Origin of the sequence: Lapillicoccus jejuensis (genome assembly GCF_006715055.1) — a bacterium.
Taxonomy (GTDB): Bacteria; Actinomycetota; Actinomycetes; order Actinomycetales; family Dermatophilaceae; genus Lapillicoccus; species Lapillicoccus jejuensis.
Window position 1 is genome coordinate 2204924 of record NZ_VFMN01000001.1, and the last position, 14113, is coordinate 2219036.

11 protein-coding genes and 2 pseudogenes are annotated in these 14113 nt (G+C 73.1%); 7 read left to right on the forward strand and 6 right to left on the reverse strand.

Going from position 1 to position 14113, the window contains the following annotated elements:
* Window positions 1-175 precede the first annotated feature (175 nt).
* Complete coding sequence (locus FB458_RS10495; RefSeq protein ID WP_141848444.1) at window positions 176-523, reverse strand: ArsR/SmtB family transcription factor; 348 nt, start codon at window positions 521-523, stop codon at window positions 176-178.
* A 344-nt stretch (window positions 524-867) separates the two neighbouring features.
* Here FB458_RS10495 and FB458_RS22065 point away from each other — a divergent pair.
* The 7 genes and pseudogenes from FB458_RS22065 to FB458_RS21320 form a co-directional block, all read left to right on the forward strand.
* Window positions 868-1653: pseudogene (locus FB458_RS22065) on the forward strand (HAD-IC family P-type ATPase); the annotation flags it as partial.
* Between the two features lie 101 nt (window positions 1654-1754).
* A pseudogene (locus tag FB458_RS22070) lies at window positions 1755-2565 on the forward strand (HAD-IC family P-type ATPase).
* 78 nt (window positions 2566-2643) lie between these two features.
* Window positions 2644-2979, forward strand: coding sequence for a hypothetical protein (locus FB458_RS10505; protein ID WP_141848445.1), 336 nt, complete (start codon window positions 2644-2646; stop codon window positions 2977-2979).
* Window positions 2980-3109: 130 nt separating this feature from the next.
* Entirely contained in the window at window positions 3110-3472 is a 363-nt protein-coding gene (locus tag FB458_RS10510; RefSeq protein WP_281286123.1) for a beta-galactosidase, read from the forward strand.
* A gap of 553 nt (window positions 3473-4025) precedes the next feature.
* Window positions 4026-8213 (forward strand): beta-galactosidase, encoded by a 4188-nt coding sequence (locus tag FB458_RS10515; protein WP_141848446.1) that lies wholly within the window; start codon window positions 4026-4028, stop codon window positions 8211-8213.
* An 83-nt stretch (window positions 8214-8296) separates the two neighbouring features.
* A complete protein-coding gene (locus tag FB458_RS10520) occupies window positions 8297-8953 on the forward strand; it encodes a DsbA family oxidoreductase (protein ID WP_141848447.1) in 657 nt (218 codons plus the stop codon).
* Entirely contained in the window at window positions 8950-9102 is a 153-nt protein-coding gene (locus FB458_RS21320) for a hypothetical protein (protein WP_170185639.1), read from the forward strand. Before FB458_RS10520 ends, FB458_RS21320 begins: the two co-directional genes overlap by 4 nt.
* Here FB458_RS21320 and FB458_RS10525 read toward each other — a convergent pair.
* The 5 genes from FB458_RS10525 to FB458_RS10545 all read right to left on the reverse strand — a co-directional run bounded on the left by FB458_RS10525 (window position 9099) and on the right by FB458_RS10545 (window position 14032).
* Complete coding sequence (locus FB458_RS10525) at window positions 9099-9908, reverse strand: ATP-binding cassette domain-containing protein (RefSeq protein ID WP_141848448.1); 810 nt, start codon at window positions 9906-9908, stop codon at window positions 9099-9101. The genes FB458_RS21320 and FB458_RS10525 overlap by 4 nt on opposite strands.
* Window positions 9905-10936: a PfkB family carbohydrate kinase gene (locus tag FB458_RS10530; protein ID WP_170185640.1), complete on the reverse strand. Its 1032-nt coding sequence runs from the start codon at window positions 10934-10936 to the stop codon at window positions 9905-9907. Before FB458_RS10530 ends, FB458_RS10525 begins: the two co-directional genes overlap by 4 nt.
* A complete protein-coding gene (locus tag FB458_RS10535; protein WP_141848450.1) occupies window positions 10933-11901 on the reverse strand; it encodes a sugar phosphate isomerase/epimerase family protein in 969 nt (322 codons plus the stop codon). The genes FB458_RS10530 and FB458_RS10535 overlap by 4 nt, the downstream gene beginning before the upstream one ends.
* Window positions 11898-12860 carry an ABC transporter permease gene (locus tag FB458_RS10540; RefSeq protein ID WP_170185641.1) on the reverse strand — a complete coding sequence of 321 codons (963 nt, stop codon included), beginning with the start codon at window positions 12858-12860 and terminating at the stop codon, window positions 11898-11900. Before FB458_RS10540 ends, FB458_RS10535 begins: the two co-directional genes overlap by 4 nt.
* A gap of 68 nt (window positions 12861-12928) precedes the next feature.
* Window positions 12929-14032 (reverse strand): sugar ABC transporter substrate-binding protein, encoded by a 1104-nt coding sequence (locus FB458_RS10545; RefSeq protein WP_141848452.1) that lies wholly within the window; start codon window positions 14030-14032, stop codon window positions 12929-12931.
* Between the last annotated feature and the right edge of the window lie 81 nt (window positions 14033-14113).

Genomic DNA, 14113 nt, shown 5'->3' on the forward strand with positions numbered 1-14113 from the left:
GCCGTCTCAGCCCCCTCTCAGGCGCACCGGGGCAGGATCGGGGACGACCCGAGCGGTTCGCGTCGGCCGGGTCGAGGTCCGTCCCCACCCCTGGTACGGCGGACCGGCGGGCCCCGCGCCTCTCACCCCCTGGCTGGTGCGGGGCCCGCCCCTCCCCACCCGGGCCCACCGCCGGTCAGGCGAGGTCGCGCGCCCCGAGGCGCAGGTGCTCCACGTGGTAAACGGCCTGGTCGAGCAGGGCGGCGACGTGGTCGTCGTACAGGCGGTAGCTGATCGAGCGGCCGCTGCGCGTGCCCTCGACGAGCCCGAGGTGACGCAGCAGGCGCAGCTGGTGCGAGACGGCCGACTGCTCCATGCCGACCTCGTCGGCGAGCACGCCGACGGTGGCCGGGCCCTGCCGCAGCCGGGCGAGGATGAGCAGCCGGCTGGGGGTGGTGAGGGCCTGGAGGGTGTCGGCGACGGTGCGCGCGGTCGTGGCGTCGAGCTCGGCGGGACCGACCCGTCCGTCCACCCCGTGACCCATGCCGGCAGCGTAGCAACGGCGGGACCCGAACCACACGGATGAACAGATGTTCATGCGTTGGTTATCGTAGGCGCGTGAGCCTCCTCGCCGAGCCCCGTCCCGACGCCCGACCGGCCGGTCTGCTTCCCCCCGTCACCCGCACCGCGCTGCGACGCGTGCCCGAGGTGCGCTGGGCGGCCCTCTCGCTCGTGCTGTTCCTCGCCGGGCTCGTCGTCGACCTCGCCGGTGGCCCGGCCTGGGCCTGGGGGCCGCTCCTCGCCGGCTGCTACGTCGCCGGGGGCTGGGAGCCGCTGCTCGCCGGGCTGTCGGCGCTGCGCGAGCGCACCCTCGACGTCGACCTGCTCATGGTCGTCGCCGCCCTCGGCGCCGCCGCCATCGGGCAGGTGCTCGACGGCGCGCTGCTCATCGTCATCTTCGCGACGTCCGGGGCGCTCGAGGCGGTCGCGACCGCCCGCACCGAGGACAGCGTGCGCTCGCTGCTCGACCTCGCGCCCGAGACCGCGACCCGGGTGGGACCCGACGGCGAGGAGAGCGTCGCCGTCGAGGACCTCGTCGTCGGCGACCTCGTCCTCGTCCGTCCGGGGGAGCGCGTCGGCGCCGACGGCGAGGTGGTCGGGGGCGCGAGCGACGTCGACCAGGCGACGATCACCGGCGAGCCGCTGCCGGTGCCCAAGCACCCGGGTGACGAGGTGTTCGCCGGCACGATGAACGGCACCGGCGCCCTGCGCGTGCGGGTCGGGCGGCCCGCCGCCGACTCCGTGGTCGCGCGGATCGCCGCGCTCGTGCAGGAGGCCTCGCGGACCAAGGCGCGCACCCAGCTGTTCGTCGAGAAGGTCGAGCAGCGCTACTCCGTGGGCATGGTCGCGGCCACCGTCGTCCTCTTCGCCGTGCCCCTCCTGCTCGGGCAGGCGCTGGACGAGGCGCTGCTGCGGGCGATGACCTTCATGATCGTCGCGTCGCCCTGCGCGGTGGTCCTCGCGACGATGCCCCCGCTGCTCGCCGCCATCGCGAGCGCCGGGCGCCGTGGGGTGCTCGTCAAGTCCGCCGTCGTCATGGAGCGCCTCGGCACGACGACCCGGGTCGCCTTCGACAAGACGGGCACGCTCACCCGCGGCACCCCGCGCGTGGAGGACGTCGAGGTGCTCCCCGGGGCGGCCTGGAGCCGGACGCGCTGCTCGCCCTGGCCGCCGCGGCGGAGCAGCCGAGCGAGCACCCGCTCGGCGCGGCGGTCGTGCGCGCCGCGCGCGGGCGCGGACTGGTCCTCGCCGAGGCCACCGGCTTCCGGGCCGCGCCCGGCCGCGGCGTCGTCGCCGCGGTGGACGGGGTCGAGGTCGCCGTCGGCGCGCCCTCGTCGCTGCTCGGCGGGCGTCCCGACACCGACGGGACGCCGTACGGCGACGCGCGACGCACCGCCGCCGCCCTCGAGGCCGGCGGCCGCACCGCGGTCGTCGTCCTGCGCGACGGCACCCCGGCCGGGGTGCTCGGGCTCGTGGACGACCTGCGCCCCGAGGCCGCCGACGCCGTCGCCGCCCTGCGCGCCCTGACGGTCGCCGAGCCGGTGCTCCTCACCGGCGACAACCTCCCCGCCGCGCCGGCTGGCCGGCGAGGTCGGGATCGAGGACGTGCGCGCCGGGCTGCTGCCCGACGACAAGGTCGTCGCCGTGCGCGGGCTGACCGCCGCCGGTGACCGGGTGACCGTCGTCGGCGACGGCCTCAACGACGCGCCCGCGCTGGCCGCCGCGCACGCCGGCATCGCCATGGGCGGGGCGGGCAGCGACCTGACCCTGCAGACCGCCGACGCCGTCGTCGTGCGCGACGACCTGTCCACCGTGCCGGGCCTGGTCGAGCTGTCGCGCCGCGCTCGCCGCGTGGTCACGGCCAACCTCGTGGTCGCCGGGTGCTTCATCGTCGTCCTCGTCGCGTGGGACGTCCTCGGGACGCTCCCCCTGCCGCTCGGTGTGCTCGGGCACGAGGGGTCGACGGTCGTCGTCGGGCTCAACGGGCTGCGGCTGCTGCGGCACCGGTGGCCGACGCCCCGCTGACCCGGTTCCCCGGGTCGTCCGCTCCGGCGGAGCCGTTCCGGCGAGACGCGGGGCGGCGCCGGTGCGAGACTCGAGGGCATGGTCCCCCCGCCCGCCCGTCGTCGGCGCGGTCGCGACGCCGCCCCGACGCCGCCGACGGCGCTGCCGGACCGCACCCGTGAGGTCGCGCCCGCCCCCGAGGTCGACGCCGCGGTGGCCGGGATGCTCGACCTGGCCCGCTGGGCCAAGGCGCGCCGGCACCGGGGTCGCCTCACCGCGCAGGAGTCCCAGACGGTCGAGCTGGCCCTGCGGCGTCGGACCGGCGCCTTCGCCGGCGCGGTGAGGCGGATGCTCCAGAGCCCCGTCCGCAGCCGGCCGGGCGCGGTCGCGGCGCCGGCCCCCGTCGAGGACGACACCGCGCAGCGCCGGTCCTGATGGCCGGTGCGCCACTGCTACCGCTATGACGCGGTGTTGCTGTCGATGACGACCGGTACCACCCTCACGTCGTGACGTCGGCCCGCTCTCCACGGTGACGGGATAGGCGCTCCACGTCGCCGACGGGCGACTGTGGCGCTCGGGCGCCGCCTCCTCGCTGCGGGCGGGCTCGATGCACTACGTCCGGGTCCACCCGGGTCACTGGCGCGACCGGCCGCTGCGGCTCGCCGACCTCGGCGTCGACGCCGTCGACACCCACGTCGCCTGGAACGTGCACCGACCGCGCGAGGACGTGCCGCCCGACTTCACCGGCTGGGCCGACCTCGAGAGGTTCCTGCGGCTCGCGGCCGACGTGGGCCTCGACGCAGTCGTCCGTCCCGGGCCCTACATCTGCGCCGAGTGGCCCAACGACGGTCTGCCGGTGTGGCTGACGCGGCGACGGATCCCGTTACGCGGCAGCGACCCCCGGTTCCTGGACCCGGTGCCCACCTAGATCGACGAGCTCGTGCCCCGCGTCGCCGCCCTGCAGGCCTCGCGCGGCGGGCCCGTTGTCGCCGTCCAGGTCGAGAACGAGTTCAGCGATCTCCTCGAGGAGGGATCGGCGGTGATCGCAGCGGTCTTGGTAAGGATTGGCATGGACGACAACAGGGAGGCGGGTCCGGGCTTCACGGAGTCGGGCTCGGTCGGCCACGGACCTCGCGACGGTAAATTCTTGGTCAGGAGGAGGGCGGAGGCGCGGCCGACAGAAAGGCACAAGGCCGTCCACCGGGGTGGTTGTCGAGCGCAACGTGTCCGGTTTTCCCACACCAGAGGGTGCTGGATGGCCGATTCCACCATCGAGCGTGTTCGGTTGGGCGGTTCCCGGGTCGACGTCGAACACCCGGTCGGCCTCGACCTCGCCTTGACCGCTGGAGGACCCGGTGCCAGCGTGACGCCGCGAGCCCGGCCGAGACGGCCTTCCCCGAGGCGGCGTGCCGCCGCGCACGGGGTCCGGCTCGGCCCTACCGGAGGCCCAGCAGGGCCGAGCACAGCGAACGGGGACACCGATGTCTCGACCCACCGCACCCGGGCGACCGCGCCGCCGCGCGCTCCTGTCCGGGCTCGCCGCCCTCACCACCGTGGCCGCCACGGCTCTCGCCTCGACGGCGACCGCCGGCGCGGCGCCGGCGACCCCGGCCCTGCCCGCCGCGGCCCACGCCGCCGTACCGGCGGCGCCGTCGGCGGGCGCGCGCACCGTCACCTACGACGGGTACTCGTTCCTCGTCGAGGGGCAGCGCACCTACCTGTGGTCGGGGGAGGTGCACTACTTCAGGCTGCCGAGCCCCTCGCTGTGGCTCGACATCTTCCAGAAGATGAAGGCCGCCGGGTTCAACGCGACCTCGCTCTACGTCGACTGGGGCTACCACTCGGCGAAGCAGGGCCAGTACGACTTCACCGGCATCCGCGACGTGGACGCCGTCCTCGACGCGGCCCAGCAGGCGGGCCTCTACGTCATCGCCCGTCCGGCGCCCTACATCAACGCCGAGGTCGACGGCGGCGGCTACCCCGGCTGGATGTCGACGACGCCCGGCCAGAACCGCTCACCCGACCCGACCTACCTCGCCTACGCAGACGAGTGGCAGTCGCAGATCGACGCCATCCTCGCCAGGCGGCAGCTGACGAACGGCGGCGGCCCGGTCATCGCCTACCAGGTCGAGAACGAGTACTACAACGGCAGCGCCGCCGGCCGCGCCTACCTGCAGCACATGGAGGACAAGGCCCGCGCGGACGGCATCACCGTGCCCCTCACCGGCAACAACAACGGCACCTTCAACTCCGGTGCGGGTGCGCTCGACGTCGACGGTCCCGACTCCTACCCGCAGGGCTTCGACTGCTCGAACCCCACGCGGTGGAACGGCGTCCCCGACATCTCCTACGACCACCCGGCGGGCAAGCCGCTCTACACGCCGGAGTTCCAGGGCGGCGCCTTCGACCCGTGGGGTGGCCCGGGCTACGACAAGTGCGCCCAGCTGATCGACGACCAGTTCGCGAACGTGTTCTACAAGAACAACATCGCGGTCGGCGCCACCGCGCAGAGCTTCTACATGCTCTTCGGCGGCACCAACTGGGGCTGGCTCGGGATGCCGGAGAACTACACGTCGTACGACTACGGAGCAGCCATCCGCGAGACCCGGCAGCTGGACCCGAAGTACGACGAGGACAAGCTCATCGGCTACCTCACCCAGTCGGTCGCGCCGTTGACCAAGACCGACCCGCTCGCCGTCACGGCCCCGGACGACACCGCCGTCGTCGACACCGCCCGGATCAACCCCGACACGCGGACGCAGTTCCACGTGCTGCGCCACGCGGACTCGACCTCCACGGCGGTCGACCGGACGCACGTCAGCCTCGACCTGGCGGCGACCGGCTCGACGTCGTACAGCTACGACGACGCGGACACGACGCACCTGCAGTACACCGGCAGCGCCTGGCAGCACGTGGCGGACCAGAGCTACACCGGCGGCGACTACCAGCGCACGGAGTCCTTCTCCGACCACGCCGGTGACTCGGTGTCGGTCCCGTTCTCCGGGACGGCGATCCGGTGGATCGCCCCGACCGCGGCCAACCACGGGCTGGCTGACGTCTACCTCGACGGCGTCAAGCAGACGACCGTCGACGGCTACAGCCCCGGCACCGACTTCCAGAAGGTGCTGTTCCAGAAGTCCGGTCTCAGCGACGGACCGCACACCCTGAAGATCGTCGTCGACGGCACGCACAGCGACGGCTCGGGGGGCAGCTACGTCTCCGTCGACGCCGTCGACCTGTCCGTCCCGCCGCCGGCCCTCGTCGTGCCCCAGCAGCCGGGCACCGCCATCACGCTGAACGGGCGCGACTCGCACATCCTCGTCGCCAACGACGCGTTCGGTGCGCAGCAGCTGCGCTACTCCACGTCGGAGATCATGACGACGGCGACGATCGGCGACCGCGACGTCGCGCTCCTCTACGGCGACCAGGGCACCGACGGCGAGACCGTCCTGCACTACGCGAGCCAGCCGACGGTCACCGTCCAGGCGAACGGGACCGCGGGCTCGGTGACGTCGACGTGGGACGCCGCGACCGGCGACCTGCGGCTGAACTACCGGCACGGCGGCCTCGCCCGGGTGACCGTCTCCGGCGGCGGTGCGGCCCGACCGGTCCTGCTGCTGCTCGCCGACAAGCCGACGGCCGAGACGTTCTGGCGCCAGGACACCGCGGCCGGGCCGGTGCTCGTGCGCGGCACCCACCTGCTCCGCACGGCGACCACGCTCGGCACGACGCTCGCCCTCACCGGCGACAACGGCGACGACAACGGGATCGAGGTCTTCGCGTCCGCCGCCTCCGGGTCGTCGGTGACCTGGAACGGCGCCCGGGTGCAGACCAGGGCGACGACCTCCGGCTCACGGGTCGGCGTCATCTCCGTCCGGCAGCCGGTCACGCTGCCGGCGCTCACCGACTGGAAGCACGCCGAGGAGTCGCCGGAGTCGGCCCCCGGCTTCGACGACTCGCGCTGGGTCACGGCCGACAAGACGACGTCCAACAGCGTCGACGGCGACCCGACGACCCCGGTGCTCTACGCCGACGACTACGGCTTCCACACCGGGAACGTCTGGTACCGCGGTCGGTTCACGGGATCCGCCGGCGCGACCGGGATCACGCTGACGTCGCCCTCCGGTGGGGCCGCCCAGTCCTTCAGCGTCTGGCTCAACGGGACCTTCCTCGGCAGCTCGAGGACCGGCGCGGGGACCTTCTCCTTCCCCGCCGGCACGCAGAAGGTCGGGGCGGACAACGTCCTGTCGGTCCTCACGATCGACATGGGCCACGAGGAGGACTACAACTCGACCAACGGCAACAAGTCGGCCCGCGGCCTCACCTCGGCCGCCCTCGTCGGCTCGCCGCTGTCGAGCATCACCTGGCGGCTGCAGGGCGACCAGGGCGGGGAGGACGTCCCCGACCCGGTCCGCGGGCCGCTGTCGACCGGCGGCCTGTACGGCGAGCGCGCCGGCTGGCACCTGCCCGGCTTCCCCGACGCCGGCTGGGCGAGCACCACACTGCCGACGAGCGACACCCGGGCCGGGGTCTCCTGGTATCGCACGACGACCACCCTGGCCCTGCCCAAGGGCCAGGACACGTCGGTCGGCCTCACCATCGCCGACGACCCCTCGCGGCACTACCGGGCCGAGCTCTTCGTCAACGGCTGGATGGTCGGCAACTACGTCAACGACCTCGGGCCGCAGCACTCGTTCCCGGTGCCCAACGGCATCCTCGACACCCGCGGCAGGAACACCATCGCCATCGCCGTGTGGAACCTCGACGGGAGCACCGGCGGTCTCGGGGCGGTGTCGCTGACCAGCTACGGCACCTGGACCTCGCCGTTGCAGGTGTCGATGAACGACAGCCCCGGCTACGACCGGGCCCGCTACGCGCAGCCCTCGGCCCCCAAGGCGTCCGTCGCGCTGGCGGTGCCCGACGGGGTGACGGCGGGCTCCACCTTCACGGCGAAGGCCACCGTCTCGGTGCCGACCGGGGCGCCGGCCGCCACCTCGCTGACGCCGCGGCTCGTCGTACCGGCGGGGTGGAGCGCGAGCGCCCCGAGTCCCGTGGTGGTGGGGCGCGTGGCGCCCGGAGGGTCGGCGACCGTCTCGTGGACGGTGACCGCCCCGGCCACGCTCCCGTCCTCGTCGGCCCTCTCGGTGACGGTCGGCTACCAGCAGGGCCGCACGGGCGGCATCCTGCGCGACGAGCGCATCGTGCGAGCGCTGCCGGCCCCGCCGGCCGCGGGGCAGGACGCGGTGTCGTCGCTGCCGTTCCTCTCGACCACCAACGGGTGGGGCCCGGTCGAGCGCGACACGAGCAACGGGGAGAAGGCGGCCGGGGACGGTCACCCGCTCACCGTCGCCGGAGCCGTCTACGCCAAGGGCCTGGGCACCAACGCCGTGAGCGACGTCACGCTCTACACGGCCGGCCGGTGCACCCGGTTCACCGGCTCGGTCGGGGTCGACGACGAGACGGGGGGCGCCGGGACGGTGACCTTCTCCGTGCTCGCCGACGGCAAGGCGGTCTACACGAGCCCGGTGCTCAGGGGTCACCAGGCCGCGGTGCCCGTCGACGTCGACGTCAGCGGCGCGCAGAGCGTCGACCTCGTCGTCGGCGACGGCGGTGACGGCAACGGCAACGACCACGGCGACTGGCTCACCCCCGTCCTCACCTGCGGCTGACGCCGCCTTCCCGCGACCCGCCCACGCTCCTCCCGTGGGCGGGTCGTCGGGAATGACGACGCCGTCGCGGCCGTTCCGTCGCCGTGGTGACTCCCGTGAAGGTCGACGTCTGGTCCGACATCGCGTGCCCCTGGTGCTTCATCGGCAAGCGCCGGTTCGAGCAGGCGGTCGCGCGGTTCGAGGGGGAGGTCGAGGTCGAGTTCCACTCCTTCGAGCTCTCGCCCGACACCCCGGTCGGGTACGCCGGCTCCACCACCGAGTTCCTCGCGCGGCACAAGGGGATGGCCCCCGCGCAGGTGGAGCAGATGCTGGCGCAGGTCACGGGTATCGCCGAGGGCGAGGGCCTGCACTACGACTTCGACGCCGTGCGGCACACCAACACCGTGCTCGCGCACCAGGCGCTGCACCACGCCAAGGCTCACGGTCGCCAGGCCGAGCTGAAGGAGCGCCTGCTCGCGGCGTACTTCGAGCAGGGCCGTGACCTCGGGCAGGTCGACGTCGTCGTCGAGCTCGGCGCCGAGGTCGGCCTCGACGCGGACGCGCTGCGTCGCGACCTCGAGGCGGGGACGTACGTCGACGCGGTCCGCGCGGACGAGGCGCAGGCGGCGTCGTACGGGATCAACGGGGTGCCGTTCTACGTCCTCGACGGCCGGTACGGCGTCTCGGGTGCGCAGTCGCCCGAGACCTTCCTGTCCGCGCTGCAGCAGGTCGAGACCGATCGCGCGGCGGCCCGCGCGTGAGCACCCCGTTCGCCATGGTGGGCGACCCGGACGCCGGCGTCTGCGTCGACGGGGTCTGCGCCGTGCCGGTCGACGACGGCGCGAGCGACGAGGTCGGGACCGCCGCGTCCCCCGAGGACGAGCGGTCCCGACCCCACGCCGAGGTCTAGGCCGACACCGGGGGCGCGGCGACCGAGCCCCGGTCGTCGACCGTCGCCCCGGTGAGCAGGCCGACCAGCTCGGGACCGGTGGTGTCGGCGATCCGGCGGTGGGCGACAGCCTTACCGCGTCGCATGACCCACACCTGGTCGGCCAGCGACATGATCTCCTCGAAGTTGTGGCTGATGAGGATGACGGTGATGCCCTGCTCCCGCAGCCGGCGCACGAGCTGGTGCACCTCGGCGCTCTCGTTGACGCCGAGGGCGGCCGTGGGTTCGTCGAGGATCACCACCGAGGCTCCCCACGCGACGGCGCGGCAGATGGCGACGGCCTGGCGCTGGCCGCCCGACATCCAGCGGACGATGCCGTCGACGGGGATGCGGTGGCCGGCGCCCATCTCGTCGAGCATCTCCCGGGCCCGCACCCGCATGCGCCCCTTGTCGAGCAGGCGTCCCAGCAGGGGACTGCGGATCGGTTCCCGGGACAGGAACAGGTTCTCGGCCACGGTGAGGTCGTCGACGAGCCCGAGGTCCTGGTAGACCGTCTCGATCCCCAGCTCCCGGGCGACCCGTGGGCTGGTGACCTGGACCACGGTGCCGTCCACCTCGATCACCCCCTCGTCAGCGACGTGCAGCCCGGCGAGGGTCTTGATGAGGGTGCTCTTGCCGGCGCCGTTGTCGCCGATGAGGGCGGTGATCTCGCCCCGGGGGAACGTCACGCTGACGTCCTGCAGCGCGTGCACCCCGCCGAATCGCTTGACCAGGCCACGGGTCTCGATGGCCGGTGGGGTCGTGGTGCTGGTGGTCGCCGTGCTCATCTCGCCATCCTCCGGGTGCGGGCGGGGACCAGGACCGAGCGGTCCTGGACCATCTCGTTCAGGTGCGGCGCGTCGCCGCGGTTGAGCCACGACTGGCGACGGCTGCAGGCGAGGGCGCCGGCGGCGCCGGCCGGAGCCAGGCAGTCGAGGAAGGGGATCCCCTGCGCGAGCCGGGAGACGAGCATCGCCAGGAAGGAGTCGCCCGCGCCGACGGCGTTGACCACCGGCACCTCGAAGGCGCGGTACTGGCGGACCTCGCCCATCCTCGACATCCCCCACAGACCCCGGTCGCCCAGGGTGATGACGACGTCTCGGGGGCCGCCGTCGCACTTGCGCAGCAGGTCGGCCATCGCCCACAGACGACCGGTGAGGGGCTCGTCCGGTCCGGCCACCTGCAGCCAGAGAGCGGTGGCCTCGGCCTCGTTGACCACGAGGACGTCGGTGTGCGGCAGGACCTCCCGGGAGCCGGCCGTGACGGGCGAGAAGTTGACCACGACCTGCGCGCCGGAGGCTCGGAAGCGTCGGGCCGCCTCGGTCGCCGTGGCCAGGGGGACCTCGAACTGCAGGACGGCGTGGGAGAACGTCGGTCCCTCCTCGAGGGCGGCTGCGACGTCGACCGCGTCCACCTTGTCGTTCGCGCCGGGGACGACGCAGGTGTCGTAGTCGCGGTGCGTGTTGACCCGCACGTGCCCCACCCCGGTGCCCGCCGCGGGGTCCGTGCGGACGAAGTCCTGGTTGACCCGTCCGGAGGTGAGGGCCCGCAGGATGAAGTGGCCGAACATGTCGTTGCCGACCCGACCGACGAGGTACGACGGCAGCCCGGTCGCCGCGATGCTCATGGCGACGTTGAGGCCCTTGCCCCCGGCGCCCAGCTCGAACCGGTCGCCGACGTTGTAGGCGCCGGGGATCGCGGCCCCCGACTCGTAGGCGATGAGGTCGGCGTTGAGGCTGCCGACGACGCAGACCGCCGGGGCGTCGCGCGGGGTGAAGTCGATGAGGGGGACGACGGTGTCGGCGCGGGTCGTCACGACCGCACCAGCGCTTCCCACCACACGGCACCCCCGGACAGGGCGTCGGGGTCGGGGAGCCGGCCGCCCTCGACGAGCGAACCGGCGATCTGGAGCAGCTGCTTGGTCCGCGCGATGTTCGTGGCGCACTCGCGCACCGGGTCCTCCCGGATCGGGTCGGTGTCGAAGTAGAAGGTGCCGGTGTACCCGTCCCGCAGCAGGTAGAAGAACGTCTCGAGGGTCTGCACCAGGTCGACCGATCCCGTCACGAGACCGTCGTCCGCCGCTCCCCAGCCGTCGTTGAGCTGGAGGCCGCGCAGCCGGCCCTGGGCCAGGCACAGGGCGACCGACTGGGCCGGGTTCTCCCGCGCCATGAAGAGGTGCGCGAGGTCCAGCGTCACCGCGAGGTTGTCGCGCCCGGCCTCGGCGACGAGGGCCAGGACGCTGCCCGTCCCGGCCAGCAGGGTGCGCGCCCGGGGCTCGGCGGGCTTGAACTCGATGCTCACCGTGACGTCGGGGCAGTGGTCGGCCACCGCGCGGTAGCCCTCGACCGCCTGCTGCCAGGCGCTGCGGTAGTCCATCTGGAACGGGTACTCGTACCCGTCATGGGCCGGCCACAGGACGACGTGGTCGCAGCCCATCTCGCGGGCCACGTCGACGGCCTCCGTCGCGGTCCGTACGGCGTCCTCGCGGACCGACTTCGCCGGGTGGGTGAAGCCGCCGTCGGCGAAGTGCGGGGCGGGCCAGCGGACCTGGATGCCGGTGTTGGTCAGACCGGCCTCCTCGATGGCCCCGCCGAGCTCGGACGGGGTGGTGTCGACGAAGTGCTCCGGGTAGTTGACCTCGAGCGCCGTCAGGCCCTCGACGGTGCCGGCGGTGGCCACCAGGTCCAGCGTCGACGGGCGTTCACGCGGGTGGGCGAGACCTCCGCCCAGAGCGAAGGAGTTGAGCCGGGTCGCGAAGTGCGGCTGGGCGGTGGATGTCATCGGGTGTGCCTCCGGGAGACGAAGCGGTCGATCAGGACGGCCACGAGGATGATCGCGCCGGTGACGACGTACTGGATGTAAGGGTTGACGTTGAGCAGGGTGAGACCGGTGCGGATGGAGCCCAGCAGGAGGGCGCCGAGGATCGTGCCGACGATGGAGGCCCGCCCGCCGGCGAGGCTGGTGCCCCCGACGACGACGGCGGCGATCGCGGTGAGCTCGAAGCCGGTGCCGGTGATCGGCTCCGCGGCCCCGACCCGCCCCATGAGCAGGAGCGCGGCGAGCGCGCACAGCACGCCGGACAGGACGAAGGCGAGGACGGTCGTGCGCTGGACCAGGACACCGCTCTGGCGGGCCGCGGTGGGGTTGCTGCCGATCGCCCTCAGGTAGGTGCCGAGGCGGGTCCTGGTGAGGAGCAGGAAGCAGACCACCGTCGTCACCAGCAGGATGAGGATCGGGTTCTGCACGCCGAGGATCGAGCCGGCGAAGATGTTGCGGAACTGCAGGTCGAGGCCGAAGATCGGCGTCCCGTTGGTGTAGAGGAACGCGACGCCGCGGTAGAGGTTGAGCGTGGCCAGGGTGACGATGAAGCTGGCCAGGCCGAGGTAAGCGGTGAAGACGCCGTTGAGCAGGCCGAGCAGACCACCGAGGACGAGTCCGGCGACGATGGTGCCGAACGGGGTCCAGCTACCGAGGTTGGTGGCGCAGACGACGCTGACGACCCCGACGATCGACCCCACGCTGAGGTCGATCCCGCCGGTGACGATGACGAGGGTCATCCCCAAGGCGACGACGCCGATGATCGAGGACTGCACGACGATCTCGCTGACGTTGTCGACGCTGATGAACGCCGGCTCGAGGACGGTGAAGACGACGAAGACGGCGGCGAGGGCCGCGAGGACCCCGAGGACGCGTCCGCTCGAGGTGGACAGCCGCTGACGCAGGCTCGTCGCGAGAGGCACCGCGGGGGTCCCCGGGCCCGTCGGGGTCGACGAGGGGGAGGGCGCGGACGGGACGGAGGCGGGCGCGCTCACTGGAGCACCGGGGCCGCGGCGTCGACGTTGTCCTTGGTGATGAGCGCCTGCGGGGTGTACACCGCGCGCGGGACCGTCTGCCCGCCCAGCAGGCGCAGCCCCACGTCGACGGCTACCGCGCCGGTCAGCTCGGGGTAGGAATCGACCGTCGCGGTGAGGTCGCCGGAGCGGATCGCCTTGTACGCGTCGGGGATGCCGTCGGTGCCGATGACCTCGACCTTCCCGGTCTTCCCAGCGGCCTTGACCGCCTCGGCCACCCCGAGCGCCATGGTGTCGTTGTTGGCGTAGAAGCCGCCGAGGTCGGGGTGCTCCTGCAGGATCGTCGTCGCGGCGTCGCGTGCCTTCTGCACGTCCCAGTCCGCCGCCACGCTCGAGACGACCTTGAGGCCCTTCGTGCCCGCCTCGTCCGTGAAGCCCTTGGTGCGCTGCTTGGCCGCGTAGACACCGGCCTGCCCCTGGATGATGGCGACCGAGGCGCCGGCGGGGAGGGTCTTGGCCATGTAGTCGGCCGCGCTGATGCCGTTCTGGATCTGGTTAGGTCCGACCCAGTGGCGCGCGGAGGGGAAGACGGCGTCGTTGACGTTGACGACGACCAGGCCCTTGGCCTCGGCCTTCTCCACGGCCGGGCACATGTTGGTGTCGGACTGCGGCGAGGCGAGGATGAGCTTGTAGCCCTTGGTCACCATCGTCTCGGCGGCGTTGAGCTGCCCAACCTGGTCCGACTCGCTGGCGGCCGCCTGGACGTCGACCTGCGAGCCGTACTTCTGGGCTCGCTCGGTCTGTCCCTTCGACAGCGTCGACCAATACTGGTTTCCCAGGAACTTCATGATCGAGCCGATGCGGACGTCACCGGCCGGCTTCGGGACGGCGCCCAGCTTGGTCGCCAGGTCGGCGTACTGGGCCGAGTCCGAGGCGTCGTCGGTGCTGAACGTCTGGTCGGTCGCGCAGCTCGAGGGGGAGCCGGAGCCGCCCGACGAGCCGGCTCCGGCGGCGTCCTGGACGCCTTGGACGCCCTGGCAGGCGGAGAGGCTGATCGCCAGCACGGCCAGGCCGGCGGTGGTTCGACCTGCGGTGGACAGGGTCGAGATCTTTCGGTTCACGGGGTCCTCCTGGAGCCGCGTCGTCGGGGCTGCCCTCTGTCCGGTCGAGGTCGATCCGGCGGGGCGGGGAGGACACTAAGG

Excerpts from the sequence above, each read along its gene's own strand:
- FB458_RS10495 (WP_141848444.1), bottom strand. The coding sequence starts at position 523 with ATGGGTCACGGGGTGGACGGACGGGTCGGTCCCGCCGAGCTCGACGCC.
- FB458_RS10535 (WP_141848450.1), bottom strand. The coding sequence starts at position 11,901 with ATGACATCCACCGCCCAGCCGCACTTCGCGACCCGGCTCAACTCCTTC.
- FB458_RS10505 (WP_141848445.1), top strand. The coding sequence starts at position 2,644 with ATGGTCCCCCCGCCCGCCCGTCGTCGGCGCGGTCGCGACGCCGCCCCG.
- FB458_RS10515 (WP_141848446.1), top strand. The coding sequence starts at position 4,026 with ATGTCTCGACCCACCGCACCCGGGCGACCGCGCCGCCGCGCGCTCCTG.
- FB458_RS10525 (WP_141848448.1), bottom strand. The coding sequence starts at position 9,908 with ATGAGCACGGCGACCACCAGCACCACGACCCCACCGGCCATCGAGACC.